This window comes from Mycobacterium sp. EPa45, from assembly GCF_001021385.1.
In the GTDB taxonomy this organism is placed as follows: domain Bacteria; phylum Actinomycetota; class Actinomycetes; order Mycobacteriales; family Mycobacteriaceae; genus Mycobacterium.
The window spans coordinates 256,244-280,956 of sequence record NZ_CP011773.1; the positions used below are offsets into that span (position 1 = coordinate 256,244).

The window sequence follows — 24,713 nt, forward strand, 5'->3', positions numbered from 1 at the left end:
AGCGGAAAGGAAGCGCGCCATGAGTTCCAAGGGATCCACGTTCACTATCCCCGGATTGACCGAAGCCAAGGCTCGCAAGGTGACCGATCTCCTGCAGAAGCAGTTGAGCACCTACAACGACCTGCACTTGACCCTGAAGCATGTGCACTGGAATGTTGTGGGGCCCAACTTCATCGGCGTGCACGAGATGATCGACCCGCAGGTCGAGCTCGTTCGCGGGTACGCCGACGAGGTCGCCGAGCGGATCGCCACTCTCGGTGCGTCGCCGCAGGGCACCCCGGGTGCGATCCTCAAGGACCGTACCTGGGATGACTACTCCGTCGGCCGCGACACCGTCCAGGCCCACCTCGCCGCAGTCGATTTGGTGTACGACGGCGTCATCGAAGATCTGCGCAACACCATCGAAGCCACCGAGGAACTGGACCCAGTGACCCAGGACATCCTCATCGGCCACGCCGCCGAGCTGGAGAAGTTCCAGTGGTTCGTGCGTGCCCACCTCGAAAATGCCGGCGGCACTTTGTCACACGAGGGCAAGTCGACGGAAAAGGGTGCCGCCAAGGCGGCCAAGGAGAAGAGCTAAGCCTTCGACTCCAGCGCATCGTCGCGGACCGGACGGTCCGCCAGCTCTTCGGCGCCGCCGAACAGCCGTGGGTAGAGAGCACCCGCCACGGCCGCGCCGGCAAGCGGCGCCAGCCAGAACACCCACAGCTGGACAGGTGCGCCGTCGCCGTTGAAGAATGCGACACCCATCGAACGGGCCGGGTTCACCGACGTATTCGAGATCGGGATCGAGATCAGGTGGATCAGCGTCAGCATCAAACCGATTGCCAAGCCCGCGAAGCCCTTTGGTGCGCGGTCGTCGGTGGCGCCCAAGATCACCAGCAAGAACAGGAAGGTCAGAAGCGCCTCGGCGATGACCACCGCCGCCAGTGAGTAATGGAACGGTGAATGCTCACCGAAACCGTTGGCGGCCATGTGACCGGTCGGGGTGAACCCGTCTCTGCCTTTGGCTATCCAGTAGATCGCCGCACCGGCAGCCAGCCCGCCGACGACCTGCACCACCCAGTACGCCGGTAGTGCCTTCCATTCGACGCGCCGCGCGATGGCCGCACCGAAGGTGACCGCCGGGTTGAAGTGGCCACCCGAGATCGTGCCGAACGCATAGACGCCGGCGAGCACCGTGAGGCCGAAAGCCAATGCAACGCCGAGGAATCCGATACCGACGGAACTGTCCTCAGCAGGGTTGGCAGCGAATACCGCCGCGCCGCAACCGCCAAACACCAGCAGGAATGTGCCGATGAACTCTGCGGCCAGTCGGTGCGCCATCGTTGGAGCTCTCACTGGGTAACCCTTCTCGTCGGTCGGGTCGATCTCCGCTGATGATCGCAGCACGGTACCCACGAAAGCACCGAACTTTGCTGAATCGTGTTGAGACGGTGACCTGGAGGCGGGTGCTACTTCCCGGGTTCGTCCGCATCGTCGTCGACCGCCAGGATTTCCGGGGCCGAGACGGTAACCCGTTCAGCGGCAGCCGTTTCCCGGTTGAGCCGCTGGGCCTGATAGATCGACACCGGCGTGCGGATGATGATCAGGTATGCGAGGCCGACCGCGACCATCGCACCGGGTATCACCGCGAACGACCCGGTCATCTCGGCGACCATGAGCATCACCGCCAACGGGGCGTGTGCGACGCTGCCGAAGCAGGCCATCATCCCGGCGATCACGAAAACGGCCGGGCCATCGGGCAATGCCGGTGCGCCGACCAGATCAGCCAGCCGCCATAGTGCGGCGCCGGTGAATCCGCCGATCACGATGCCGGGCCCGAAAATGCCGCCGGATCCACCACTTCCGATCGACAGCGAGGTCGCGACGATCTTCGCGACCGGCAGCACGAGGATGATCCACAACGGGATCGTCAGCAGCCCGTCACGCGTGGTTGCGAGCTGCACCCAGCCATAACCGCTGGCGAGGATCTGGGGGATCACCAGCGCCAGCAGACCGACCAGGAGGCCGCCGATTGCGGGTTTGATGATCGTGTTGCCCGGCAGTCTATGGGTCAGCGCAACCGCTCCGTAGAAGACCCGCGCGTAGAGGTATCCGACTGCGGCCGAGACGATTCCGATCAGTGCGAACCAGCCCAGCTCGGCTGGGTCGAATTGGTAGTCGCGGGCGACGAAGCCGAACATCGGCTCGAAGCCGAGGATGGAGCCGTAGATCGCGTAGGCGGTGCCCGAGGTGACGAAACCGGGGATCAAGGCCTTGTAGTCGAAGTCTTCGCGGTAGACGATCGAGGCGGCCAGCACCGCGCCACCGAGCGGCGCGCCGAAGATCGCGCCGATGCCCGATCCGATCCCGAGCGAGACGGCGACGCGGCCGTCGTCATCGGACAGGTCGAACATCCGGGTGAGCAGCGATCCGAACCCCGCCGAGATCTGGGCCGTCGGTCCCTCGCGTCCGGCCGAGCCGCCGGAGCCGATGGTCAGCGCACTCGACACCAGCTTCACCAGCACCGCGCGAATACGAATCGACCGGGGATCGGTGTGCACGGCCTCGATCGCGCTGTCGGTGCCGTGACCCTCGGCTTCCGGGGCCAGCTTGGCAACCAGGATCGCCGAGACGAGGGCGCCGCCGAACACGATGAGGGGAATGGCCCAGGGGCGGATGAACCCCGGAGACCCGGTGCCGCCACCGTCGGCGAACGCCTCGGGCGGGTGATAGCCGCCGAGGTACCCGAGCAGCACTCGACCCGTGTAGTCCAGAGCCAGATAGAAGACGACCGCGCCGAGGCCGGCGATGATGCCGATGGCCACGCCGAGGATCAGCCACTTACGCAGATAACCGGAGTCGCGTAGGAACTCACCCAGCCGTCCGCCCGCCTTGCTGCCACCTGGCGCCTCGGCCATGCCCGGGATGCTAGCAGCGCCGACGGGTCGGCCGACACCCCCCAGCCGTGCCACGAATCCCCGCCCGTGAGGACCAATGGCCTCTTCTTTGTGACGTCCGGAACACATCATTGCGGATACCCCACTGGGTATCTATCGTAGTGAGTGGGTATACCCCATGGGGTATTAAGCACAGGAGGAGCCATGGCTGCGTTGGCGATCGCGCTGGCCGTCATCGTCGGTATCGCCCTGGGCCTGCTCGGGGGCGGCGGATCGATCCTCACGGTCCCGTTGCTGGCCTATGTGGCCGGGCTCGACCCGAAGCATGCCATCGCCACCTCACTGCTCGTGGTGGGCGTGACCAGCGCCGTCGGCGCCGTCTCCCACGCCCGGGCGGGACGGGTGCAATGGCGGACCGCCGCGCTATTCGGCGGCACGTCCATGGTCGGGGCCTACACCGGCGGTCAGATGACCCGGTTCATTCCGGGCCAGCTGCTCCTCGTCGTCTTCGCGGTCATCATGGTGGCCACCGCGATCGCGATGTTGCGGGGACGCAGGTCGGCCTCCGCCGAGTGCGCGTCACGTGGAGTCGCGATACTGACCAAGACGGCCGCTGTCGGGCTGGTGCTGGGCCTGGTGACGGGCACTGTCGGCGCCGGTGGCGGATTCCTGGTGGTGCCTGCCCTGGTGTTGATGGCCGGATTGCCGATGTCGGCAGCGGTGGGCACCTCGCTCGCGGTCATCGCGATGAACTCGTTCGCGGGGCTGGCCGGCTACCTGTCGGTGGTCGACATCGACTGGGTCTTCGCCGGCTTGGTCACGGGTGCGGCCGTCGTCGGTGCGCTGATCGGGTCGCGGTTCGCTGCGAAGGTCGACCCGGAAGTCCTCCGCAAGGCGTTCGGGTGGTTCGTCCTGATCATGGCGTCGGTGGTGCTCGGCGAGGAGGTGCATCCCGTGGCCGGATACCTGGGCGCCGCTCTGACCGCTCTGGCCGCGCTCATGACATTCGCATGCAGCCACGTTCCGGCATGTCCGTTACGCGGGCTGAGGAGTCGGCCGCCGGTGGCGGCGGGCGCCGTCTGAGCTCAACGAGAAAGGAAACCGACAATGAAATTCACCCAGTACTACTTGGACTGCCTGTCACATGCGTCGTACCTGATCGGCGACGAGACCACGGGTCGCGCGGTTGTCGTCGACCCACAGCGCGACGTCTCCGAATACCTGGCGGACGCAGCATCATTGGGCATGACGATCGAATTGGTCATCGAAACCCACTTCCACGCCGACTTCCTCTCCGGGCACCTGGAGTTGGCACACGCCACCGGCGCCAGAATCGTGTACTCGTCAGTGGCCCAGCCGGAATTCGATTTCATGGCGGTCGACGACGGCGAGCGGTTCTCGCTCGGTGACGTCCAGCTGGAATTTCGGCACACCCCGGGTCACACCCCGGAATCGATGAGCATCGTCATCTACGAACACGCCGCAGACACCGTGCCCTACGCCGTCCTCACCGGTGACACCCTGTTCATCGGCGATGTCGGTCGTCCCGACCTGCTCGCCTCGATCGGCTTCACCCGCGAGGAACTCGCCGACAAGCTGTACGACTCGCTGCACGACAAGTTGATGCCACTGCCCGATGCGACCCGCATCTATCCGGCGCACGGAGCGGGATCGGCTTGCGGCAAGAACCTTTCGACCGATCTCTGGTCGACCATGGGCGAGCAGCGGATGACCAACTACGCGTTGCGAGCCCCGGACAAGGCGACATTCATGGAGCTCGTCACCGCGGGCCAGCCGCCCGCACCCGGCTACTTCGTCTACGACGCAATCCTCAATCGCAAGGACCGCGAATTGCTGGACGAGACGAAGATGCCGCCTGCGATGACGTATGCGCAGGTGCGCGAGGCGATGGCACACGGCGCAATGTTGGTCGACGGCCGCACGCCGGAGGAGTTCGCCCAGGGTCACCTGCGCGGCTCCGTCAACATCGGCCTGGCGGGGCGGTACGCCGAATTCGCCGGGTCGGTGGTCAAGCCAGACGCCGAGATCGTCCTGATGACCGAGCCGGGTCTAGAGCTGGAAGGCAAGAACCGTTTGGCCCGAATCGGTTTCGATCGCGTACTCGGATACCTGGCCGAGCCGTATGAGGCGATGTTCACGCATCCGGACGATGTCGGCGTTGCGTCTCGTCTGACTGCCAACGCACTGGGCCAGCGGATGGCCGATGTTCCCGAGCTGCAACTGGTCGACGTGCGCAACCCGGGTGAAGTCGCGGCCGGAACGATTCCCGGTGCCGTCAACATTCCGGTCGGTCAGTTGCCCGACCGCGTCGCAGAGCTCGACCCACGCAAGCCGACCGTCGTGTACTGCGCGGGAGGCTACCGCTCGTCGGTGGCCGCCAGCCTGTTGCGTCAGCACGGCTTTGCCGACGTCAGCGATGTCCTTGGCGGTTACCGCGCCTGGGACGAAGCCGTCCAGAACGCCTGAACCGATACGGAGAGATCATGACCATCACAGCCAAGCACCAGATCCTGATCGTGGGCGGTGGGACCGCGGGCATCACGGTTGCCGCCCGATTGCTTCGCAAGGGTTACACCGACGTGGCCGTCATCGAGCCGTCGGATCGGCACTATTACCAGCCGCTGTGGACCCTCGTCGGCGGTGGGCAGGCCAAGGCGCCGGCCACCGCGCGGTCCGAGGCCTCGGTGATGCCGAGCATGGCGACCTGGATTCGCAACGCCGCCAGTGTATTCGATCCCGATGCCAATACGGTGACGTGTAGCGACGGTGCGACTTACGAATACGACGTGTTGGTGGTGTGCCCGGGCATCCAGTTGGATTGGAACCGCACGGACGGACTCGCCGAAGCGGTCGGCCACAACGGTGTCTCATCGAACTACCGGTTCGACTTGGCTCCGCGCACCTGGGACTTCATCCGCAACACCCGCTCGGGATCGGCGGTCTTCATGATGCCCGCCGGCCCGATCAAATGTGCTGGGGCACCGCAGAAGATCGCCTACCTCGCCAGCGACTACTGGCGCAAACAGGGTGTGCTGGACAAGATCGATGTGCATCTCGTGATTCCGACACCGCGTGCCTTCGGCATCCCGGCCATCGCCGACAATCTCGACAAGGTGATCGCCGACTACGGCATTACGCTCCATACGATGTCGGAGATCACTGCGGTGGACGGCGATTCGAAGAAGGTCACGGTCACCGCCCTCGGCGACGGGGGGACCGACGGCACCCTGGCTTACGATGTGCTGCACGCGGTACCACGACAGTCGGCGCCCGACTGGATCAAGGTCAGCCCACTGTCGACCGGGGACGACAACGGCTACGTGGACCTGGACAAGTTCACCATGCAGCACGTGCGCTACCCGAACGTCTTCGGCCTGGGCGACGCCGGGTCGACGCCGAATTCCAAGACCGGCGCGGCGATTCGCAAACAGGCCCCGGTGGTCGTCGACAACATCGACGCCTATCTGGCAGGCAGGCCACTGGCGGCCAGGTACGGCGGTTACTCGTCGTGCCCGATCGTCACCTCGTCGCACGACATGTTGCTCGCCGAGTTCGATTACGACTTGAAGCTGGATCCGTCGTTTCCGATCCTGGATCCCACCAAGCCGCACCGGCCGTACTGGTACATGAAGAAGTACGGGCTGCCGTGGCTGTACTGGAACCTGATGCTGAAGGGTCTCGTCTAGCGACGAGACCTCAGGCGTCGAGGTCTTGCTGGACCAGCTCGGCGATCGCCTTGCACGCGGCCTCGTCCTCGGAGGCGACGGTGACCTGCGCGCCGTTGCCCGCGCCCAGCGTCATGATCATCAGTGCGGAACCGGCGTCCACCGGCTCGCCGCCGTCCACTGCCAACGTCACCGGAACACCGGCGTTGACAACGGCTTCGGAGATGATCGCGGCGGGGCGGGCGTGCAGTCCGATCGCCGAACCGACGATGACGGTCTTGGTATGCATGGGACTCCTTCTAGTAGTGCCGAACTCGACGTTCTGCAGATCTTTACTCGACGTTTTGCGGTCAGACGTTGGTTTGGGCGGCGGGCACCTCGGAAGCCGGTGCGTCGGCCGTCTTGCGGATGAACTGCTTGGCGGCGACCACCGCGAACCCGCCGACCGCGGTCCCCGCGGCCAGGGCCACCAGGAACCACACCAGGTTGCCGATCGCGAAGAACACGAAGATGCCGCCGTGTGGCGCCTTGAGGGTGACGTCGAAGGCCATGATCAACGCACCGGTGACCGCACCGCCGGCCATCATCGACGGGATGACCCGCAGCGGGTCGGCGGCCGCGAACGGGATGGCTCCCTCGGAGATGAACGAGGCCCCCAACAGCCATGCGGCCCTGCCGTTCTCGCGCTCGGGCTCGCTGAACAACCCCGGCCGGATGGTGGTGGCCAGGGCCATCGCCAACGGCGGCACCATACCGGCGGCCATCACCGCGGCCATGATGCGCAGCGAGGCGGGGTCAGCGACATTGAGTCCGGCGGTGGCGAAGGCGTAAGCCGCCTTGTTGACCGGGCCGCCGAGGTCGAAGCACATCATCAATCCGAGGATCACTCCGAGCAGGATGACCGACGCACCGGTGAGCCCGTTGAGCCAGTTGGTCAGCCCCGAGGTGATGGCCGCGAGCGGCCGGCCCAGCAGGAGGAACATCAACAGGCCGACGACCAGCGACGCGAACAACGGAATGATCACCACCGGCATCAGGCCACGGGCCCATTGAGGGACGTTCACCTTGCTGATCCACAGTGCGGCGAAGCCCGCGATCAGGCCGCCGACGATACCGCCGATGAACCCGCCGCCGACAAACACCGCGACGGCGCCTGCGGTGAATCCCGGTGCGATACCGGGCCGGTCGGCGATCGCGAACGAGATGTAACCGGCCAGGGCCGGGACCAGGAAGCTGAATGCCAGGCCGCCGAGGGTGAACAGGACTGCGCCGAGATACTGGGTGAAGCCTCCGCTCGGCAGGTTGGTCAGCGAGTTGGTGGTCGCGATCAGGTTGCCCAAGGACTTCGTCGCGCCGTCCGGGGTGTTTGCGATGTCGTAGCCCGCGAACAAGAAGCCAAGGGCGATCAGCAGACCACCGGCAGCCACGAACGGGATCATGTAGCTGACGCCGGTCAGCAGGATCTGCCGAATGCGGGTACCCCAGCCGACGCCGCCGGCCGGTGCACCGCCGTCGGCGGCCGCCGCGACGCCCTCGACGCGCGCGGACCTCGGATTGTCGGCGGCGGCAACGGCTTCGGCGATCATGGTGTCCGGTTCGTTGATGGCCCGCTTGACGCCGGAGGCGATCACGGGCTTGCCGGCGAACCGCTGCCGGTCCTTGACGCCGACGTCGGTGGCGAAGATGACGGCGTCGGCGCCGGTGATCGTCTCGGCGCTCACGGGAGTGCTGCCCGAGGAGCCCTGGGTCTCCACCGTCAGGTTCACCCCGGCGCGCTCGGCGGCCAGTTTCAGCGCGTCGGCGGCCATGTAGGTGTGGGCGATGCCGGTGGGGCATGCGGTGATCGCAACGATCGACTTCGCCTGCGCAGGAGCCGGTTCAGCAGCCGCCGCGGCCGCGGGCTTGGCGCCCTCGGGGTTGACCACGCCGTCGACCAGGGCAACCACGTCATCGGCAGAGGCGGCCTCACGCAGCGACTGCACGAAGTCCGGGCGCACCAGCGCACGCGCCAGGCCGGACAGCAGCTTCATATGCTCGGCACCGGCACCGTCCGGGGCGGCGATCAGGAACACCAGATCCGCCGGACCGTCGGGCGCACCGAAGTCGACCTTCGGTGAGAGCCGGGCGAATCCGATGGACGGTGCGGACACCGCGGCCGAACGGCAGTGCGGGATCGCAATACCGCCGGGAAGCCCAGTGGCCGATTGGGCTTCGCGCGCCATGGCCGCGGTTTGTAGCCCCGCAGCGTCGCTGACCCGACCGCTGTCGGCCAGCCGGGACGCGAGGCGACCGATCACCGACTCCTTGTCGTTGCCGGCATCGACGTCGAGCAGTACCAGATCGGTGCTGATGATCGTGGAGTTCGTCATGGTGGCCTTCCGGGTGTCTAGGGGCGCGCGGGGTGGGGCGATATCGAGGTGACCGCCACGTCGTCGAGGTCGATCTGGGCCGGCGAGGGAAGCGCCGAACCGGGCAGTGCGGCAGCGGCGCTGCCGTAGGCGACGGCCATCTGCAGTCGTTGTGGCGCCTCGGCGCCACCGACGTCGGCGCGTACGTAGCCCGCGAGGGAGGAGTCACCGGCACCGACGGTGCTCCTGGGCTTGATCGGGGGCGGGGTGGCCAGCCAGCTGCCGGTGTCGTTGACTAGCAGTGCGCCCGCGGCACCCAGCGTGGCAAGTACGGTCTTGGCGCCGCGGTCGATGAGATGTTGCGCGGCGGCCACAACCGGGTCCGGATCACCTTGAGTCAGAGCATCTTCCAGCGCCTGGGCATCGACACCGGCCAGACTGGCCAGCTCTTCGGCGTTCGGTTTGATCACGTCGGGCGCGGCGGTCGCGAAGCCGGCGGCCAGTGCCGCCAGGGGAGCGTCGGAGGTGTCCACGGCGACTTTGCAATCGTACGACTGCAACTGGGCGACCACGTGGGCGTACCAGTTGTCCGGAATGCCGGGCGGCAGCGATCCGGACATCACCACCCAGCGCGCTGTGCCGGCCCGATCCAGGATGGCCTGGGTGAGCGCCGCCAGTGTGACCTCATCGATCACCGCGCCGGGCTCGTTGATTTTCGTTGTGGTGCCGTCGTTTTCAGTGATCGCAAGGTTGGTGCGCACCGCCCCCTCGCTGGGTACTGCATAGAACGGCACACCGCAGGACTGCAGCGCGGTGACGATCGGATCGTGCGGGGCGGCGGGCAGCACCGCGACGGTGTCCAACCCGGCCAGGCTCAGAGCTCGCGCGACGTTCACTCCCTTACCGCCGGGTTCGGTCGTCACCGACTGCACGCGGTGCACGGCGCCGCGGACCAATGCGGTCGGCAATGTCACGGTTCGGTCGATGCTCGGGTTGGGCGTGACGGTGACGATCATGTATCCCCTCCTGCCAGAACGACTTCGACACCCTGGTCGGTCAGCGCGGCTTGGTCGGCGGCACTGATCTCGGGATCGGTGATCAGCGCGTCGACACTGTCGATCGGGGCGAAGCTGACGAACTCCTCACGTCCGACCTTCGACGAATCGGCCAGCACGACGACGTAGTTGGCGCAACGGACCATCGCGCGTTTGACGGCGGCCTCGTCACCATCCGGGGTGGACAGCCCGTGGCGCACGGTGATGCCATTCGTGCCGATGAACGCGATGTCGACGCGCAGCGTGTCCAGGGCGCGCAGTACCGGTTCGCCGACGGCGGCCTGGGTCAGGCCGCGGACCCGTCCACCCAGCAGCTGCAGGGTCACCGACGGCATTGCGGCCAGTCGCGCGGCGATCGGCACGGCGTTGGTGACCACCACGAGCTCGCGATCGGTCGGCAGCATGGCCGCGACCCGGGCGGTGGTGGTGCCGGCGTCGAACAGCACGGTGGCGCCGGACAACGGGACGAAGTCCGTCGCGGCCCGGGCGATCGCCTCTTTGTGGTCGGCGCGGGTGGTCTCCCGCTCGTCGACGCCGGGCTCGACCACGTGCAGTGCCCGAACCGGGACGGCCCCGCCGTGCACCCGTCGCACCACACCGGCCCGGTCCAGCGCCGCCAGATCCCGCCGCACAGTTTCCGTCGTCACGTCATAGGCCGCAGCGAGCTCGGCGACCGAGGCCCGCCCCTGAGACAGCACGCGGTTGGCAATCGCCTGCTGACGTTCTTCCGGGTACACGGTTCTCCGTTTGTGTGGGTTCTGGCTGCAATCACTGTTGATATGTGTTGTTTTACTCCCGAACGTGTTGACTTGTCAATGGATTGTTGTAACGTAGTTCACATGCCCGCCTCTTCCACACCTACCTCACTCGGTGCCGGACAGGTCCTCACCGGGGTTCCGGTTGTCCCCGGAGTCCGCTACGCGCCGGTCATCCGTCCCGGTCGCCTACCAGCGATCGAGGATCTCGACCCCGGGGGTCAGCTCGGCGAAGCGCAGCGCGATTCCGAGGCTTCCCGGTTCGCCGCAGCCGCGGCGGCCGTCGCGAACCGGTTGCGCGATCGCGCTGCCAGCGCGACCGGAGCTGCCTCCGAGGTGCTGGCGGCGACCGCAATGCTGGCGCAGGACCGCGCCTGGCTGGGGGCCGCGGAGAAACGCATCAAGGAAGGCACCCCGGCGGTGCGTGCCACCGCCGAGGCCGTGGCCCAGTTCGTCGACCTGTTCACCAAGATGGGCGGGTTGATGGCCGAACGCGTCACCGACCTGCGCGACATCCGCGACCGGGTGGTCGCCGAGCTGAGCGGCCTGGCCGAACCCGGGGTGCCGGTGCCGGACCAGCCCGCCATCCTCTGCGCCGAAGACCTCGCGCCCGCCGACACCGCGGGCCTGGACCCCACACTCGTTGTCGGACTTGCCACTACGCTGGGCGGGCCCACCAGCCACACCGCGATCATCGCCCGGCAGCTCGGCATCCCCTGCGTGGTCGCCGTGCACGGGCTCGACGAGCTGTCGGCGGGCACGAAGGTGTTGATCGACGGGACCCGCGGCACGGTCGTGGTCTCGCCCGATCCGGCCGAGGCCACCGCCGCCGTCGAGGCCGCCGAGGCGGCCGCCGCCGCGATGGCCGGCTGGGTCGGTCCCGGCGCCACCGCCGACGGCCACCTGGTGTCGATCCTGGCCAACGTTCAGGACGGTTCGGCCGCGCGCGCCGCACGCGAAACCCCGGCCGAGGGCGTCGGGCTGTTCCGCACCGAACTGTGCTTCCTCAACCGCGACACCGAGCCGACCGTCGAGGAGCAGGCCGCGATCTACGGCGAGGTGCTCGATGCGTTCTCCGGACGCAAGGTCGTGATCCGCACTCTGGACGCCGGATCCGACAAACCGCTGAAGTTCGTCGGCCATCCCGATGAGGCCAACCCGGCGCTGGGCGTGCGGGGCATCCGCATCGAGGCCATCCAACCCGAGATCCTGGATCGCCAGCTCGACGCGATCGCACTCGCCGCCGAGCAGACCGGTAGCGCGCCGTGGGTGATGGCGCCGATGATCGCCACCCCCGACGAGGCCAGGCGGTTCGCCGACCGGGCCCGCGAACGCGGCCTGGTCCCCGGCGTGATGATCGAGGTACCTGCCGCCGCGCTGCTGGCCGACCACATTCTCGACCACGTCGAGTTCCTGTCCATCGGCACCAATGACCTGGCGCAGTACACGATGGCCGCCGACCGGATGTCGGCCGAGCTGGCGACGCTGACCGACCCGTGGCAGCCGGGTGTGCTGGCGCTGGTCGCCCAGACCGCGCGCGCCGGAGCCGGCCGTGGCAAGCCGGTCGGGGTCTGCGGCGAGGCCGCCGCCGATCCGCTGCTGGCCTGCGTGCTGGCCGGACTCGGTATCACGTCGCTGTCCGCGGCTGCGGCGGCGGTGACGGGTGTCGGCGCCAAACTCGCCTCGGTCACCCTGCAGCAGTGCCGCGACGCTGCGGACGCGGTACTGACCACGGCGAGTGCGGCCAACGCCCGCGCCGCGGCGTTGGAGATCCTCGGCTGAGGAATTAATCGGACTGCGGTCCGGTTGTATCGGGCATGCCAGCAGTCACCGCAGACACGTTGTCCCTGCCGCGCGTCGGCGCGGCCGCACCGTCCGACACCGAACGGCCCGTGCGGGCCATCACCACCGGGCCGCGCGGATATGATGGCGAGGGTTTTCCGGTCGTGCGCGCATTCGCCGGAGTCAGTGCCGCCGACCTCGACCCGTTCATTCACATGGACCAGATGGGCGAAGTCGAGTACTCACCCGGCGAGCCCAAAGGCACCGACTGGCACCCGCACCGCGGCTTCGAGACCGTCACCTACATGATCGACGGCCGCTTCGCCCACCAGGATTCCCACGGCGGCGGTGGCTTGATCGCCGACGGCGCAACCCAGTGGATGACGGCGGGCGCCGGCATCCTGCACATCGAGACACCCCCGGCCGAGCTCGTGGACAGCGGCGGGGTGTTCCACGGAATTCAGCTGTGGGTCAACCTGCCGCGCGCGGACAAGTTCGCCGAGCCGCGTTACCAGTCGATCGAAGGCCAGGCCGTCCGCCTGCTGTCGTCCGCGGACGGCGGGGCGCTCGTCCGCGTCATCGCCGGCGAGGTCGGCGGCTGGGCCGGACCTGGGATGACGCACACTCCGATCACATTGGCCCACACCACTATCGAGGTCGGCGCGCAACTCAACCTGCCGTGGCCCCGGGACTACAACGCACTGGTTTATGTGCTCTCCGGGCGCGGCACGGTCGGTCCGGTCGGGCACCCCATCCACCAGGGGCAGCTCGCGGTGCTGGGGCCCGGCGACCGGATCACCGTCGCAGCGGCAGCGTCCCAGGATTCGAACCGGCCGGCTATGGAGGTTCTGTTGTTGGGCGGTAAGCCGATTCGCGAGCCGGTGTTTCACTACGGACCGTTCGTGATGAACTCCAAGTCGGAGGTCATCCAGGCGCTCGAGGACTTCAATGCCGGCCGATTCGGCACTGTCCCGCCGGGCGCACTGATGCCCCACCGAGCCGGCTAGGCGGTTCGCCATCGAGTCAGACCTCAGAGCGAGGATTCGCCCACAGCGTCGCTCTGACGTCTGAATCCCCTCTGGTGCGCAGATCAGCCGCGGGCCGGCTCGGCGGCCACCGCAGGCGGATAGGTCAACTCGAGTTCGCCGAGGTTGGCGGCGGTGGTCACCAGCGGCAACGCCGCCGACACGGCGAGTTCGTCGTCGCCGGCCTCGGCCCGCAGCGCGGGCACCAGGTCGTCGCTGATCGGAACCGTCAAAGTTGTTGTGCCGCCGGCAGAGCCGTCGAAGCGGGAACAGATCGCCGCGGCGTGCGCCTCGAGCACCGCCCGCGCCCGCGGGTAGACCGCGAGCGGCGGCGGCACGATGTCCGCGATCAGGTCGGCGGCCGCACGCAGCCGAACCGCGCGGCTGGATGACCGCACCACCGGCGCGCGAGAATCCGTCGGACCACCGTTCTCCGAAAGGTATTGGCGCACGGCGTCATCCAGCGTCCGTGACACGGTCAGCGCGTCGTGACTGAGCGCGTTCACCTGGTTCTCGGCCTGTTCGAAGGCGCCGCGGGTGACCCGGAGGACGGCCGCCCACAGATAGCGGGCACCCACTTCGCGGGCGGCGTCGATCGCGTGCTGCACGGCGGTCTTGACCCCGCGCGGCCACAGCAGCAGCGACACCACGACGCCCACCGACGCGCCGACGACGACATCCTCGATCCGGATCAGGCCGACGGCCCAGCCGCTCGGGACGATCAGGTTGAACACGATCAGCACCATCATCGTGAATGCGGCCTGGGTGGCGGTGAACGAACCGATCTCGGGCACGTACGCCGAACCGAACGCGACCACCGGCAACAGCACCCACAACACGATCGGGTCGACGCCGAGCAATTCGATGACGACGGCACCGATGAGAAAACCGATCACAGTGCCGATGACGGCCCGCACCACGGTCGTGCCGGTGGTCAGCGCGCTGCTGCGCAGCACCGATAGGGCGCCGAGCACCACCCAGAACCCGTGCTGCACCGGAAAGACGAACGTGACGAGCACGGCCAACGCCAGGCCGAGGCCGGTGCGCAGGCTGTTGCGGGCGGTGACCGAGCGGGTCGCCAGGTGCCCACTGGTCAGCGCGGTGACGGCCTCGGTCTCGGAGTACACCCGGTCGGCGATGCCGGTCTCCGGCAGCCGCCGGCCCAACACCCGCGCCCAGACCGGCCGCGCATCGGCGGCCGCGGCGCTGGAGATCAGCCGACCGGTCACGCCGGTCGCAGCGCCGACGGTGCGCCGGTTGAGCAAGGTGCGGCCCAGGGCGACGGCGGCCTCGTCATCGGTCTCCGCGAGGATGTCGACGATGTCCTGGCGGTAGGTGCCGATCGCGATGGTCCGCAGGTCGGTCAGCGCGGCGGTGAGCAGCGCGCGCTCGTCGGCCCGGGCACCCGGCCGGTTGATCAGCAGGACCTGGGCGCAGTCGCGCAGCACCCGCACCACCGGCTCGCCGATCGGCCCGAGCAGCTCGCCCGTGTCGCCGCCGACCCTGTCGCACAGCCATTGCAGGTCGTCGACGACCCGTACCAGCGCACGGCTGCCCGCGGTGAGGGCGACCGGGCGATAGGCCGCGCCGAGGAAGTTCGACCGCAGCGCGTCCATCGCCGCGGTGACACCGTCGGCCGACGCGGTGCCCTCGATCCGGTCGGCCAGCACCGCGCACACCGCAGCGGCATGCCTGCGCAGTTCACCGTGGTGTCGCGGCGGGAACAGGAACAGCGCGGCCGGGACGCAGATCGCCAGCGCGATCAACCAGCCCAGGAGCCGCTCACCGAGCGGACCCACCGGTGTGCACACCGGCAACACGAACGTCAGCAAGGTCGCGCGCTGACCAGCAGCGATGATCTCGCTGAGCACCCCGGAGAACGTGACCGCCACCCCGATGACGAACGTCAGCGCGACCGCCAGCCACGGGATCGGTGCGGCCAGCGTGCCGATGGTGATCAGCACCGCGCCATTGAAGCCCAGCCCGCCGTAGGCCAGCGCCCGGGCGTTCATGTTGCCGGGGAAGTCCACGACGATCAGCAGCGCGATCGACCCGAAGATCGTGAACAGCGGAGTCTGGGATCCGCCGCCGACGGCGAAGCTGACCGCCGCTGCGATCGGGATGACGATCGCGGCCCGCGCTGCCCGTCGCGCGCCGTCGTTCTCGGGGTCCCGTGTCCGGATCCGATCGGCCGCCCGCCGCCACAGGGCAGCCGGCGTCACTGGGGCACGCTGGCGAAACTGCCCGAATCCAGTGCGTCGAGCATGTAACGGGCGATCCAGTTGAACATGCCTGGTTCGCGGGGCAGGGTGGCCTGCTCGTAGCCGACGAAGACGTACACCGCCCAGGCGGCATACACATCGGCCTGGCGTTCGTCGTTGACGATTTCCAGGGCCGAGTCGTAGAGGATCTTGTAGCGCGCGCGGTCGACCTCGGTCTGCACGGCCAGCACGTGCGGGTCGACGGAACTCCACGACCGGATGGCGGCCTCGGCGCCGTGCGGCAGCGACAACCCGACCTCGATGATCGCCTCGATGCGGCGGCGGGGATCGGAAACCTCGCGGATCGCACCGATCAACCGCACGGTCCGGTCCTGCACCCAGTAGGACACCAGGTCCCGGGTGTACGCCGGCCAGCTGGCGAAATAGTGATAGAAGGACCCGGTCGTGACGCCCAGACGGTTACACACCTCGGCCAGTTTGAGCCCGCCGTAACCGACGTCTGCGAGTACTTCGAGACCAGTCTCGAAGTACGCCTCCCGGTTGGCAACGGTTGCCATGGGTCAAACGATAGTGCGCGGGGCCCGGCTAGATGGCGATGACGTGCGGGATCGTGACCAAGTTGCTAGACCGGGCGGTGTATGCGGGCCGTTCTTGGGGCAAGCTGGAAACACGCGATCGAATCGAGGAGTTGGCATGACCGTCCAGATCACAAGTGACCACGCCACCGAGGGCGGCGCCGCCGGCGTGCTGGCTGACGTGCGCCGCGTCTTCAACAGCGGCCGTACCCGCTCGCTGGCGTGGCGGTCCGATCAGCTGCGCGCCGTGGAGCGGCTGTGCGACGAACGTGAGCCCGAAATCGCCGAGGCGCTGGCTCGCGACCTGGGCCGCTCGTCGTTCGAGGCGTGGCTTGGCGACATCGGCTCGACCAAGGCGGAGGCCACGTTCGCGCGCAAGCATCTGAAGAAGTGGGTGAAGCCGCAGAAGTTCGGGCTTCCCCTCGCCCAGCAGCCCGGCAAGGCGTGGGTGCAGTTCGACCCGCTCGGCGTGATCCTGGTGATCGGGCCGTGGAACTATCCCTTCTATCTGTGCATGGCGCCGCTGGTGGCCGCGATCGCCGCCGGTGACGGCGTGGTGATCAAGCCCTCCGAGCTGGCGCCGGCCACCTCGGCGCTGATTGCACGGCTGGTTCCGGAGTACCTCGATTCCGAGGCGATCCGAGTGGTCGAGGGAGATGCGGCGGTCACCCAGGACTTACTGGCACAAGGCTTCGACCACGCGCTGTTCACCGGTGGCACCGAGATCGGTCGCAAGATCATGGCGGCCGCCGCGCCGACCCTGACGCCGGTGACCCTGGAGTTGGGCGGCAAGAGCCCGGTGGTCGTGCTCGCCGACGCCGACCTGGATGTGGCGGCGCGCCGGATCGCCTGGATCAAGATGCTGAACTCGGGTCAGACCTGCATCGCCCCCGACTATGTCCTGGCCGACCGCACGATCGCTGCCACATTGGCCGACAAGATCGTCGCGACGATCGCCCAGTTCCGCGCCGAGGAGAAGGACCCGTCGCTGCGCATCGTCAACGAGCGGCAGTTCGACCGGCTGGCCTCGCTGATCAGCGCGACCGGGGGCACCGTCGTGACCGGCGGCAAGACCGACCGCGCGGCGCTGCGGATCGAGCCCACCGTGATCGTCGATCCGCCCGCCGACGACCCGGTGATGTCGGACGAGATCTTCGGGCCGATCCTGCCGATCATCTCGGTGGATTCACCGGAGGCGGCCGTCGCGTTCGTCAACGCCCGGCCGAAGCCGCTGGCGCTGTACGTGTTCACAGCCTCGCGCTCGGCGGCGCGGGAGCTCGTCGACCGGATGCCGTCGGGAGGTGCCGTCATCAACCACGTGGCGGTGCATTGCCTGGTTCCGCAACTGCCGTTCGGCGGAGTGGGCGCCAGCGGTATGGGTGCGTACCACGGCAAGTGGGGCTTCGAGGCCCTGAGTCACCGGCGCGCCGTGCTCGCCAAACCTACGAAATTTGACCTCAAACTCATGTACCCCCCGTATACTGATCGTGCGATCAGGCTAATGCGCAGGGTCTTCTGATGCGCTAAAAACGGCGCTAGCAAAGTCGGTGAGAATACTCAGCAATCATCGGGCCGCGAACATCCGCACAGCCGTGCAGATTTAGCGAATATCCGTGTCAATTGCTCAGCCGAGAAATTTGTCGCAACTGTCACTCTCCGATAACCGAATCGGAAACCGCATGTCAAGCGCGGATCTGAAGCCGGATCGCCGTTCTGGCAACGGATTCCGAAGGTGGAGCAAAATATGAACACATTTCCAATTTTGTAGACCTGAGCAAATGTCGTTCGCCGTCAAAAATATGGGGAAAGTTGTGGCACAATTTGACTGTGCCGCATACAGCGAGTCGGGGCCCGGGTCGCCCCCCAGCAGCTAAGGCAGCGGAAACGCGCGAGCGCATCATGCGCGCTGCCCGTGAGGTGTTCAGCGAATTGGGGTATGACGCTGCCACCTTCCAGGCAATCGCCATCCGTGCCGACTTGACCCGACCTGCGATCAATCACTACTTCGCCAGCAAACGGCTGCTCTATCAAGAGGTCGTCGACCAGACGAACGCCTCGGTGATCGAGTCCGCCGTGCATCAGTCGCAGCGTGAGAGCACGTTGGCCGGGCGGATCCGCGTCTTCATCGAAGCGGCCGTCCATGCTCAGGGCCAGGACCGCTCGGTTGCGGCCTTCCTGGTTACCTCGGTGCTGGAGTCCGAGCGACATCCGGAACTCGCCGAGTCGAACCACGACTCGCGGGAGTTCACTCGCGGTTACGTGAAGGCAGCCATCAAGGATGCCGTCGAATCGGGCGAGGTCCGGCCGGACGTCGACATCGAGGCGGCTGCCGAGATGCTGATGGCCGTCATGTGGGGGCTCGGCTTCTACGCGGGATTCGTCGGCGATCAGGATCGTTTGCAGGCCATCACCGACCAGTTCCTGCAGCTGCTCGACGGTCAGGCCTGGCGCGCCGTCCACTGAACCGGTGACGTATGCCACAGTCGCATAGCTTGGCTAAGTTTCTCGGTAGCATCGTTGCATAAGCCTGGCTGAACCGGGTTGATATCCGGCCCCGTCGGGGGCTGTGCCCAGGGATCAGCCGTGACGCGACGCCGAATGGGAATACCGCAGCCATGAGCACTGTGCGCACTGATGACGACACCTGGGACATCGCGACAAGCGTGGGATCGACCGCCGTACTGGTGGCCGCCGCGCGAGCCAGCGAGACCGACCGCCCCGAGCCCCTGATTCGCGATCCGTACGCGCGGATCTTGGTCGAGGGTGCCGGAACCGGGATGTGGGAGCACTTCCTCGACGACTCGATGGCCGACAAGCTGGCCGCGGCCGAGTCCGAGGCCGCCGCGATGTTCAGCCACATGCTGAACTACCAGGCGGTCCGCACGCACTTCTTTGACGCCTACTTCGCCGACGTGGTCGCCGCCGGAATCCGCCAGGTCGTGATCCTGGCGTCGGGTCTGGATTCGCGCGCCTACCGCCTGGACTGGCCGGCCGGTACCCGGGTTTTCGAGATCGACCAGCCGCTGGTGCTCGAGTACAAGGCCAACAAGCTGGCCGAGCACGATGTCCGGCCGGTGGCCGAGCGCCACGAGGTTCCCGTCGACCTGCGCCAGGACTGGCCTGCGGCGCTCAAGGAGCATGGCTTCGACCCGTCGCAGCCGACCGCGTGGCTGGCCGAGGGACTACTGATGTACCTGCCCGGCGACGCTCAGGACCGACTGTTCGAAATGGTCACCGAATTGAGCGCACCCGGCAGCCGGGTCTCGGCCGAAACCATGGGACACCACTCCGAGGAACGCCGCGAAGAGATGCGGGAACGTTTCGACAAGTTCGCCGACCAACTGGGCATCGAGCGGACCATCGACATGCAGAACCTGACGTACAACGACCCCGGTCGCGCCGACGTCGCCGACTGGCTGAACGCGCACGGTTGGCTGGCGACCGGACAGCACGCTGTCGACGAGATGCGCCGACTCGGCCGCTGGATCGATATCCCGATGGCCGACGATCCGGATGCGTTCGCGACCTTCGTCGTCGCACAGAAGGCCTGACGCCAACCCGGCTGCCCGCAGCTCCGAGGGCCCACGTATACAAGAGTTACGTTCCGTCCGTCGGTTGAAAGGGAAGGCTCATGCCCGGAGTTGTTGATCGAGTCGTCGTCGTCACCGGAGCCGGTGGCGGTCTGGGTCGCGAATACGCGCTGACGCTGGCCCGCGAAGGCGCCAGCGTCGTGGTGAACGACCTCGGTGGTGCCCGCGACGGCACCGGCGCCGGACACAACATGGCCGACCAGGTGGTCCAGGAGATCAAGGACGCCGGCGGCCGTGCGGTGGCCAACTACGATTCCGTCGCCGAGCCCGAGGGCGCCGAGAACATCATCAAGACCGCGCTCGACGAGTTCGGCAAGATCGACGGCGTGGTCAGCAACGCGGGCATCCTGCGGGACGGCACCTTCCACAAGATGACGTTCGAGAACTGGGATTCCGTGCTCAAGGTCCACCTGTACGGCGGCTACAACGTCATCCGCGCCGCGTGGCCGCACTTTCGCGAGCAGAGCTTCGGGCGCGTCGTGGTCGCCACCTCCACCAGCGGGCTGTTCGGCAACTTCGGCCAGGCCAACTACGGTGCCGCCAAGCTAGGCCTCGTCGGCCTGATCAACACGCTGGCCCAGGAAGGCGCCAAGTACAACATCAAGACCAACGCCGTCGCGCCGATCGCCGCCACTCGGATGACGGAGGACATCCTGCCGCCGGAGGTGTTCAAGAAGCTCACCCCTGAGTATGTCGCTCCGGTGGTCACCTACCTGTGCACCGAAGAGGTGCCGGACTCGGCGTCGGTGTTCATCGTCGGCGGCGGCAAGGTGCAGCGCGCCGCGCTGTTCCAGAACGAGGGCGTCACCTTCGACCACGTGCCCAGCGTCGACGACGTCGCCGCGCAGTGGTCGACGATCGATGACCTCTCGGCCGCCGAGCACGCCAGCTTCAAGCTCGGCTGAACATGACCGCGTCGTGGGCCAGCACGCAAGGGATCCGCGTGCTGGCCTTCGACGTGTTCGGCACCGTCGTGGACTGGCGGACGAGCATCATCGGCGAACTCGAGCACTTCGGGAAACAGCAAGGTGTGCAACGGGATTGGTCCACGTTTGCCGACAACTGGCGGGCCGGCTATGTGCCTGCGATGGATCTGGTCCGCCGGGGCGATCTGCCGTGGACCCGGCTGGACGATCTGCACCGCAGGATCCTCGACGAATTGCTCAGCGACGCCGGCGTCGAGGCGCCTGACGACGACGTCGATCACCTCAACCGCGCGTGGCATCGGCTGGATCCCTGGCCGGACGCGGTGGCCGGGCTGCACCGGCTCAAGGAGCGCTTCGTCATCACCACGCTGTCCAACGGCAACCTCTCACTACTGACCAACATGGCCAAACGGGCGGGGCTGCCGTGGGATTGCGTACTGTCGGCCGAGCTCTTCGGCCACTACAAGCCCGATCGCGAGGCCTACCTCGGCTGCGCACAGATCCTGGACACCGCGCCTGAGGAGGTCATGTTGGTCGCGGCACACCCCAGCGATCTGCGGGCCGCCCGCGATGCCGGGCTGCGGACCGGCTATGTCGACCGGCCGCTGGAATGGGGACAACCGGGACGCTATCGGGTGCCGTTCACGCCCGACGAATTCGACGTCGCCGCAACGGACTTCCTGGAGCTGGCCGAGAAGCTCTAGGTCACAGCGCGGCGTTGATGTCGTCGACCCGGTCGCGCGCATCGCCGAACAGCATCTGGGTGTTCTCGCGGAAGAACAGTGGATTCTGCACGCCGGCGTAACCGGAGGCCATGGACCGCTTGAACACGATGACGTGCTCGGCATTCCATACCGTCAGCACCGGCATGCCGGCGATCGGGCTGCTCGGATCTTCCGACGCCGCCGGGTTCACCGTGTCGTTGGCGCCGATCACCAGCACCACCGAGGTGCTCTCGAAATCGTCGTTGATCTCGTCCATTTCGAGCACGATGTCGTAGGGCACCTTGGCCTCTGCCAGCAGCACGTTCATGTGGCCGGGCAGGCGGCCCGCGACGGGGTGGATACCGAAGCGCACAGTGACACCACGCTCGCGCAGCTTGCGGGTCAGCTCGGCCACGCCGTACTGGGCCTGGGCCACGGCCATCCCGTAACCGGGAGTGATGATCACCGAACTGGCCGACGACAAGAGTTCGGCGGCTCCCTCGGCGTTGATCTCGCGGTGTTCGCCGTAGTCCTTGTCCTCGGCCGGTCCTGCTTCGATGCCGAAGCCCCCAGCTATGACCGAGATGAACGAGCGGTTCATGGCTTTGCACATGATGTAGGACAGGTAGGCACCCGAAGATCCGACCAGGGCGCCGGTGACGATCAACAGATCGTTGGACAGTAGGAAGCCCGAAGCTGCTGCAGCCCAACCGGAATAGCTGTTGAGCATCGACACCACGACGGGCATGTCGCCACCGCCGATCGAGGCGACCAGGTGCCAGCCCAGCAGCAGCGCCAACACCGTGACGACGATGAGCAGCCACAATTGGGGTTCGATGACGAACCAGACGGTGAACACAACGAACAACACCAAAGCACCGACATTGAGCAAGTTCTTGCCGGGCAACATCAGTGGTGCGGATTTGATGCGCGCCGACAGTTTCAGGTTGGCGACGATCGATCCGGTGAAGGTCACGGCGCCGATGAACACGCCGATGAAGACTTCGGCGGAGTGGATGCCGAGCATGCCCTCGTTGTTGAGCACTGCGGCCTCGGCGCCGGCCAGATCGTGTTCGACGTGCAGGTAGCCGTTCCAGCCGACCAACACCGCAGCCAGGCCGACGAAGCTGTGCAGCAGGGCAATCAGCTCGGGCATACCGGTCATCTCGACGACGCGGGCACGCCACAACCCGATCGCGGCACCGATGGCCATGGCCCCGACCAGCAGGCCCAGACCGATCGGCTCGATATGGCGGGCCAGGGCCAGCGCGATGGTGGCGACCAGGGCTACGACCATGCCGGCCATACCGAATGTGTTTCCGGCCCGCGATGTTTCGTGCTTGGACAGCCCGGCCAGCGCCAGGATGAACAGCAGGGCCGCGACGACGTAGGCCGCGGTGGCGGCCGTTTCCAATGTGAACAACTCAGCTCCTCGAGAACATCGCGAGCATGCGACGCGTCACCGCGAAGCCACCGAAGATGTTGATACTGGCAAGCAGGATGGCGACGGCGGCCAATGTCGTGACGATGACGTCACCGTGGCCGATTTGGAGCAGCGCACCGACGACGATGATGCCCGAGATGGCGTTGGTCACCGACATCAACGGGGTGTGCAGGGCGTGGTGGACGTGGCCGATGACGTAGTAGCCGATCACGATCGCGAGCGCGAAGACCGTCAGGTGCACCTGCAGTGCGGCCGGGGACAACGCGATGAGTCCGAACAGCACGGCGGCGGCGCCGAAGGTGATGCCGAGTCGGCGGCCCATCGTCATCGGTTGTTTGGTCTGCTGCACTGCCGGGGCGGCCGTCGCAGACGGCGTCGGTACCGCCGAGACCTGTACCGGTGGTGGTGGCCACGTCGTCTCGCCGTCGCGGACCACGGTGACCGACCGCTGCACGACGTCGTCGAAATCGAGTACGAGCGTGCCGTCTTTTTCCGGGGTCAGCAGTTTGAGGAGGTTGACCAGGTTGGTGCCGTAGAGCTGCGATGCCTGGGTGGGCAGCCGGCCGGCCAGATCGGTGTAGCCGATGATGGTCACACCGTTGTCGGTGAGGACGGCCTGGTCTTTGACGGTGCCCTCGACGTTGCCACCGTTGGCCGCGGCCATATCGACGATGACACTGCCCGATTTCATCGAGGCGACCATATCGGCGGTGATGATGCGCGGCGCGGGCCGTCCGGGAATCAGTGCCGTCGTGATGATGATGTCGACGTCTTCGGACTGCTCGGCGTACAGCTGCGCCTCGCGGGCCTTGTAATCGTCACCCATCTCCTTGGCGTAACCGGTAGCCGATACCTCCGCCTCCGGCGATTCGATCGAAAGGTACTCACCACCAAGGGATTTGACCTGATCGGCGACCTCGGGGCGCGGGTCGGTGGCGCGCACGATGGCGCCGAGGCTGCCCGCGGCGCCGATCGCCGCCAGCCCGGCCACACCCGCGCCGACCACCAACACCTTGGCCGGTGGGACCTTGCCCGCCGCCGTCACCTGGCCGGTGAAGAACCGGCCGAACTTATGTGCTGCCTCGACGACCGCGCGGTATCCGGCGATGTTGGCCATTGACGACAGGACGTCCAGAGACTGGGCTCGCGAGATCCGCGGGACCGCGTCCATGGCCAGCACCGTGATGGGCCGCGTGGACAGTTCCTCGACGAGTTCGGGTTTGAGGGCCGGGGAGATCAGGCTGATCAGGGTTGCCCCGTCGCGCAGTGCGGCTATCTCGGCACTGGTGGGTGCATTGACCTTGAGGACGATATCGGTGGCCAGCGCCTCCGCTGTGGTTCCGATACCCGCACCGGCCTCGACGAATGCCTCGTCGGAGAAGCTCGCCGCGACACCCGCACCAGATTCGACGAGTACGTCATAGCCGAGTTTGATGAGCTGTCCGACGGTCTGGGGAGTGGCGGCGACACGCGTCTCCCCCGGTAGAGACTCGCGTGGAATCCCGATGAGCATCGATGCGATCCGATCTGGTTGGTCCGGCGCAGGCCGGGTCGAAGATGCCAGTGTATGGAATGGCAGGATTCACCTGCGAACGCCGTACCCGAGCGCGGTTGGCGGTGGCCAGAGATCCCGAATCGGGAATGCGCAGGATCGAACATCGGATAAAGGACACCTGTCCAATTTGGCCCACGCCTGGTATTCCGACATGGGTACTCGCG

At 66.9% G+C, this 24,713-nt stretch carries 21 protein-coding genes; 11 read left to right on the forward strand and 10 right to left on the reverse strand.

Features of this window, described 5'->3' with window-relative positions; all coding sequences use genetic code 11:
- Window positions 1–19 precede the first annotated feature (19 nt).
- Entirely contained in the window at window positions 20–580 is a 561-nt protein-coding gene (locus AB431_RS01270; protein WP_047328417.1) for a Dps family protein, read from the forward strand.
- On the opposite strand, the gene aqpZ is transcribed toward AB431_RS01270, so the two are convergent.
- Both aqpZ and AB431_RS01280 read right to left on the reverse strand, forming a co-directional pair.
- On the reverse strand, window positions 577–1,341 hold the full coding sequence (gene aqpZ, locus AB431_RS01275) for an aquaporin Z (protein WP_047332955.1): 765 nt from the start codon (window positions 1,339–1,341) through the stop codon (window positions 577–579). The genes AB431_RS01270 and aqpZ overlap by 4 nt on opposite strands.
- 113 nt (window positions 1,342–1,454) lie before the next feature.
- Window positions 1,455–2,903, reverse strand: a complete 1,449-nt coding sequence (locus AB431_RS01280) for a chloride channel protein (RefSeq protein WP_047328418.1) — start codon at window positions 2,901–2,903, stop codon at window positions 1,455–1,457.
- Window positions 2,904–3,086: 183 nt separating this feature from the next.
- On the opposite strand from AB431_RS01280, the gene AB431_RS01285 reads away from it, so the two are divergent.
- From AB431_RS01285 to AB431_RS01295, 3 genes are read left to right on the forward strand one after another with little or no spacing between them, the layout of a single operon-like run.
- A complete protein-coding gene (locus AB431_RS01285) occupies window positions 3,087–3,965 on the forward strand; it encodes a sulfite exporter TauE/SafE family protein (protein WP_047328419.1) in 879 nt (292 codons plus the stop codon).
- 24 nt (window positions 3,966–3,989) lie between these two features.
- Window positions 3,990–5,369: a rhodanese-like domain-containing protein gene (locus tag AB431_RS01290; RefSeq protein WP_047328420.1), complete on the forward strand. Its 1,380-nt coding sequence runs from the start codon at window positions 3,990–3,992 to the stop codon at window positions 5,367–5,369.
- A gap of 17 nt (window positions 5,370–5,386) precedes the next feature.
- A complete protein-coding gene (locus AB431_RS01295; protein ID WP_047328421.1) occupies window positions 5,387–6,589 on the forward strand; it encodes an FAD/NAD(P)-binding oxidoreductase in 1,203 nt (400 codons plus the stop codon).
- Window positions 6,590–6,599: 10 nt separating this feature from the next.
- Here the strand turns inward: AB431_RS01295 and AB431_RS01300 are convergent, their stop codons facing one another.
- The 4 genes from AB431_RS01300 to AB431_RS01315 all read right to left on the reverse strand — a co-directional run bounded on the left by AB431_RS01300 (window position 6,600) and on the right by AB431_RS01315 (window position 10,708).
- Complete coding sequence (locus AB431_RS01300) at window positions 6,600–6,857, reverse strand: HPr family phosphocarrier protein (protein ID WP_047328422.1); 258 nt, start codon at window positions 6,855–6,857, stop codon at window positions 6,600–6,602.
- Between the two features lie 61 nt (window positions 6,858–6,918).
- On the reverse strand, window positions 6,919–8,937 hold the full coding sequence (locus tag AB431_RS01305; protein ID WP_047328423.1) for a fructose-specific PTS transporter subunit EIIC: 2,019 nt from the start codon (window positions 8,935–8,937) through the stop codon (window positions 6,919–6,921).
- Between the two features lie 17 nt (window positions 8,938–8,954).
- Window positions 8,955–9,932 (reverse strand): 1-phosphofructokinase, encoded by a 978-nt coding sequence (gene pfkB / locus AB431_RS01310; RefSeq protein WP_047328424.1) that lies wholly within the window; start codon window positions 9,930–9,932, stop codon window positions 8,955–8,957.
- Window positions 9,929–10,708 (reverse strand): DeoR/GlpR family DNA-binding transcription regulator, encoded by a 780-nt coding sequence (locus AB431_RS01315; RefSeq protein WP_047328425.1) that lies wholly within the window; start codon window positions 10,706–10,708, stop codon window positions 9,929–9,931. Before AB431_RS01315 ends, pfkB begins: the two co-directional genes overlap by 4 nt.
- Window positions 10,709–10,810: 102 nt before the next feature.
- On the opposite strand from AB431_RS01315, the gene ptsP reads away from it, so the two are divergent.
- Together ptsP and AB431_RS01325 are read left to right on the forward strand one after the other, a co-directional pair.
- Complete coding sequence (ptsP, locus tag AB431_RS01320; protein ID WP_144418153.1) at window positions 10,811–12,508, forward strand: phosphoenolpyruvate--protein phosphotransferase; 1,698 nt, start codon at window positions 10,811–10,813, stop codon at window positions 12,506–12,508.
- A 35-nt stretch (window positions 12,509–12,543) separates the two neighbouring features.
- Window positions 12,544–13,515: a pirin family protein gene (locus tag AB431_RS01325; protein WP_047328427.1), complete on the forward strand. Its 972-nt coding sequence runs from the start codon at window positions 12,544–12,546 to the stop codon at window positions 13,513–13,515.
- A gap of 83 nt (window positions 13,516–13,598) precedes the next feature.
- Here AB431_RS01325 and AB431_RS01330 read toward each other — a convergent pair whose 3' ends face one another.
- Window positions 13,599–15,755 carry an FUSC family protein gene (locus AB431_RS01330; protein ID WP_047328428.1) on the reverse strand — a complete coding sequence of 719 codons (2,157 nt, stop codon included), beginning with the start codon at window positions 15,753–15,755 and terminating at the stop codon, window positions 13,599–13,601.
- Window positions 15,752–16,312 carry a TetR/AcrR family transcriptional regulator gene (locus AB431_RS01335; protein ID WP_047328429.1) on the reverse strand — a complete coding sequence of 187 codons (561 nt, stop codon included), beginning with the start codon at window positions 16,310–16,312 and terminating at the stop codon, window positions 15,752–15,754. Before AB431_RS01335 ends, AB431_RS01330 begins: the two co-directional genes overlap by 4 nt.
- Before the next feature lie 136 nt (window positions 16,313–16,448).
- Between AB431_RS01335 and AB431_RS01340 the strand changes: the two genes are divergently transcribed.
- The 5 genes from AB431_RS01340 to AB431_RS01360 all read left to right on the forward strand — a co-directional run bounded on the left by AB431_RS01340 (window position 16,449) and on the right by AB431_RS01360 (window position 21,550).
- Window positions 16,449–17,849, forward strand: coding sequence for an aldehyde dehydrogenase family protein (locus tag AB431_RS01340; protein WP_047328430.1), 1,401 nt, complete (start codon window positions 16,449–16,451; stop codon window positions 17,847–17,849).
- 308 nt (window positions 17,850–18,157) lie between these two features.
- Window positions 18,158–18,793, forward strand: coding sequence for a TetR/AcrR family transcriptional regulator (locus AB431_RS01345; protein ID WP_047328431.1), 636 nt, complete (start codon window positions 18,158–18,160; stop codon window positions 18,791–18,793).
- A gap of 152 nt (window positions 18,794–18,945) precedes the next feature.
- Window positions 18,946–19,881: a class I SAM-dependent methyltransferase gene (locus AB431_RS01350; protein ID WP_047328432.1), complete on the forward strand. Its 936-nt coding sequence runs from the start codon at window positions 18,946–18,948 to the stop codon at window positions 19,879–19,881.
- 80 nt (window positions 19,882–19,961) lie between these two features.
- Window positions 19,962–20,825, forward strand: a complete 864-nt coding sequence (locus tag AB431_RS01355; protein ID WP_047328433.1) for an SDR family oxidoreductase — start codon at window positions 19,962–19,964, stop codon at window positions 20,823–20,825.
- A gap of 2 nt (window positions 20,826–20,827) precedes the next feature.
- Entirely contained in the window at window positions 20,828–21,550 is a 723-nt protein-coding gene (locus tag AB431_RS01360) for a haloacid dehalogenase type II (RefSeq protein WP_047328434.1), read from the forward strand.
- Window position 21,551: 1 nt separating this feature from the next.
- Here the strand turns inward: AB431_RS01360 and pntB are convergent, their stop codons facing one another.
- Together pntB and AB431_RS01370 are read right to left on the reverse strand one after the other, a co-directional pair.
- On the reverse strand, window positions 21,552–22,973 hold the full coding sequence (gene pntB / locus AB431_RS01365) for a Re/Si-specific NAD(P)(+) transhydrogenase subunit beta (RefSeq protein ID WP_047328435.1): 1,422 nt from the start codon (window positions 22,971–22,973) through the stop codon (window positions 21,552–21,554).
- Window position 22,974: 1 nt separating this feature from the next.
- A complete protein-coding gene (locus AB431_RS01370; protein WP_047328436.1) occupies window positions 22,975–24,507 on the reverse strand; it encodes a Re/Si-specific NAD(P)(+) transhydrogenase subunit alpha in 1,533 nt (510 codons plus the stop codon).
- Between the last annotated feature and the right edge of the window lie 206 nt (window positions 24,508–24,713).